The 3307-nt window shown below is 57.8% G+C and carries 3 protein-coding genes; 1 reads left to right on the top strand and 2 read right to left on the bottom strand.

Annotated features, from left to right (window positions below):
- Window positions 1-275: 275 nt before the first annotated feature.
- A complete protein-coding gene (locus IVB50_RS30410; RefSeq protein WP_247298989.1) occupies window positions 276-770 on the bottom strand; it encodes a DUF4142 domain-containing protein in 495 nt (164 codons plus the stop codon).
- Window positions 771-1536: 766 nt separating this feature from the next.
- On the opposite strand from IVB50_RS30410, the gene IVB50_RS30405 reads away from it, so the two are divergent.
- On the top strand, window positions 1537-2154 hold the full coding sequence (locus tag IVB50_RS30405; RefSeq protein ID WP_247298987.1) for an NYN domain-containing protein: 618 nt from the start codon (window positions 1537-1539) through the stop codon (window positions 2152-2154).
- Between the two features lie 494 nt (window positions 2155-2648).
- Here the strand turns inward: IVB50_RS30405 and IVB50_RS30400 are convergent, their stop codons facing one another.
- Complete coding sequence (locus IVB50_RS30400; RefSeq protein WP_247298984.1) at window positions 2649-2849, bottom strand: hypothetical protein; 201 nt, start codon at window positions 2847-2849, stop codon at window positions 2649-2651.
- Window positions 2850-3307: the final 458 nt, after the last annotated feature.

The following is a 3307-nucleotide window of genomic DNA, read 5'->3' as shown; positions in this document are numbered from 1 at the left end:
AAACACTTCCGCCGACGACCGGCTCCGGTGAAGACCTCGAGCCGCCGCACCGGCTCCGTGATAGCAGTATGCACTGTGTCCATTCTAAGCCTAACGGTCCAAACCGAACCGCAGACTCGCAGATCACACCGTCATCGGGTAGGTGGCCGCTGAACAGCGCTTACGTTCGATATACCGGTCCCGAATTATCACCTGCTGGCGCGCGCCGATATCATCGAAAACGCTTGCCAGCCGGAGCAAGTAGTCTTCGCGCGTCTCCATGAACGCGTCGGGGATCAATTGCCGGCTTTCAGCGATTTGGCGGTGTCCAGATGCTTCTGCAACGTATCTATCTGGCCGGAAGCATATTCTCCGGCAGCATCCTTACTCCGTGACGCCTTCTTGTACTCGGCGATATCCTTTTGGTGGTCTGCGACCATGTGAGTCGCGAACATCTTATCGAAGCCCGCGCCGGACAGTTTCGACATCTTGTCATGGTCGGCTTTTTGCTTCGGATTTGGTCCGCTTGGTGAGTTCATTCCAAGTCCTTGGGCGGCATCTAAAGCCTTCTGGTTGGCGGCAGCGTGGTCCGTGGAAAGCATTCTGCCAAATGACTTGACGGCATCGCTTTGACCGTTCTGCTGGGCCAGCTCTCCCATGCTCACTTCAGCGAAATTGCCCTCGATTGCTTTCTTGAGGAACGTCTCGCTTTGCTTATCTTTCGCAGATGCGTTGGCAATTGAGAGCGCCATCAAGGTTGCTGTCCCGAGCGACACAAGCATTCTGTTCATCGGTAAACTCCTATTCTTTGCCGTGAACACGCCAATCCTGGAAGAGGTTCCAATCGAGCGCATGGCCCACGTTGCCTCTAACACTGCGGGCGCAGGTACGAGCGGTGAAGTGAACAGCGGCTCAAATCCTGGAGATGCGGAACGTCCGGCTGGTCCGATAACCGACCACGGGCGCCGGTCTGCTCGGTGCACCAGTCCTTCGAACGTATCGGGTCCCGCCCCCGTCTGCAGACCCGTCTCAATCGCCGCGACATCCTTGTGGGCCTAAGCGATCCACCGCCGAACGCCCCTCCTGGCATTCAGCTCGACGCCACGGTGCCGACCTATCTTTAGATCTCATTCCGTCGCAGTAAGGAGCGGTCAGCAGCAACTGGAACACGGCTCGAGCTGCCATCCTACGGGTCGGCTTCTCTCCGTTCCGACCAGGAGAACGTCACCGCCTGAAGCTGAGACAGACCACCGCCAGCCGCGACCGCGCCGGTGGATCCAAAGATCAAACCAGAGCGAAATCGCCAACGGTCACGGCGCGAGCACCCTGAAACAAGCACCTGGAAATAGACAGGACACATTACAAATCTGACAGACCAACTTTCAGCTAATGTCAGATTTCCAAGGCGTGATACCATTTGGAAATAGTTGAAGCTTAAAGCATCCGCCTCCTCGACGATCTTCGATAGTGATCTATATACATTACGACCGCCTCCGCGTCGCGCGCTCGCGATGCTTTCAACCTAATCCGCGCTGCTTCACCGAAAGCGTGAACTGAATGTCACATTCCTCTACCGACAAGATCGCGCTCTTCATCGATGGAGCCAATCTCTACGCGACGGCAAAAACTCTCGGCTTCGACATCGATTACAAGCGCCTGCTGAAGGAGTTTCAGAGCCGCGGGACGCTGCTTAGGGCGTTCTACTACACCGCGATCATCGAGGATCAGGAATACTCCTCGATCCGGCCGCTGATCGACTGGCTCGACTACAACGGCTACACCGTGGTCACCAAGGCGACCAAGGAGTTCATCGACGCCTCCGGCCGGCGCAAGGTCAAGGGCAACATGGACATCGAGCTCGCCGTGAACGCCATGGAGCTCGCCGAGCACATCGACCAGATGGTGCTGTTCTCGGGTGACGGCGACTTCCGCTCCCTGGTCGAGGCCGTTCAGCGCAGCGGCGTGCGGGTCACCGTGATTTCCACGATCGCGAGCCAGCCGCCGATGATCGCCGACGAGCTGCGCCGCCAGGCCGACGTCTTCACCGACCTCGTCGAGCTGCAGTCCAAGCTCGGCCGCGACCCGTCCGAACGCCCGGCCCTGCGTGATCGCGAACCGCGTGGAAACATGCCAAAATTCTTGCAAGAGCCGAAAGGGAACGACCCTGCCCGCTAGGCTGTTAGCGATCGCCGTCCACTTTGGTACTTAGGGCCTGTGAGCAGCGGGGCGATTCGTGCCTGGCATGATGTTCACTATGGCGGCCATTGCGCTGGGCGCCGATCGGATCGATAGTCACCCTGTTCGAAGTCTGTTCGAAGTTCGTGCGGCAGTGGATCGAAGGGCTTCAATAGGCCAGCGTCGGGCAACTGAGGCGCCCTACTCTTTGTCCTCGGTCCAAGTTTGCTCACCGCACTGGCACTTGAACATGCGAACGATCCCCCCGGTCTGGGGATTGAGCATCTTCACCGCGAGGGCTGGCCTTTGGCCACAGTGGTTGCAGGGCTTAGTTGGATTTGGCCGATAGCTGGAAAAGACTTCGTTCTTAAAGTCGCGGTCCACGCTACTGCCCTCGCCGAGAGGACTCACTAAGTGCCAAAGTGCACACACGTTCCAATAGCCTAAGTTATACGCGTTGCCAAAAGAGGGCAGGAGCGGAAATCCGGGGGCGTCTATTCCGGTGGCTGCAGGCCGGGGGATCTCAGCCATTCGCTCATGTGTGATCCGGTTTCGGCTTGGCGGGCTTTGCGGATCATGTCCTCCCGTGCGCTACCATGTGGAAGCGACTTAGCTTCCTCGCGGAGGCGCTTCGCTTCTTCGGCAAGCCGTGTTTCAAGTGGGGATGATTGCACGAGGCGGTGGCGCGATCCCATGGCTTTATCTCCACGATGATACAACCGCCGATCAAACGCGAAAATTCCGGGCGGGTTCCCTCAAGCCGCTGTGATCGAACTTCGATATTTGGAGTCGCGCTTTGTTCTTTGGGACTAAATTCCTTAATCCATCCCAACCGTCGAGAACGCTCGAGAACAAGCCCGCCAGCCTAGACCGGCGCGCCTCCTGTTTATCGCCGGATGAAGCCATTTCGCACCCCCGGCGAAATCTTCTTGAAACATAACAGGTCGAAGCTGACCGCATAAAATACGGGGATACCACATGCTCGTCCTGATGAACCTGATTTGGCGTCGGCTTGCCTACACAATGCTGATCGGTATGCGCTCTAGGCTCGTCCGGCAGTAAGGGTGAGGCGGCTTTCGTCAGGAGGCCACGACCATGCCCAAAGAGATCGCTATAGCGCTCTGGTCCTTGGCTGCTGCAAGCGTAGTCGCAT

This window comes from Bradyrhizobium sp. 87 (assembly GCF_023073015.1).
Lineage (GTDB): Bacteria > Pseudomonadota > Alphaproteobacteria > Rhizobiales > Xanthobacteraceae > Bradyrhizobium > Bradyrhizobium canariense_D.
Note: the sequence above shows the minus strand (reverse complement) of the source record. Positions and strands in the feature narration are given on the sequence as shown.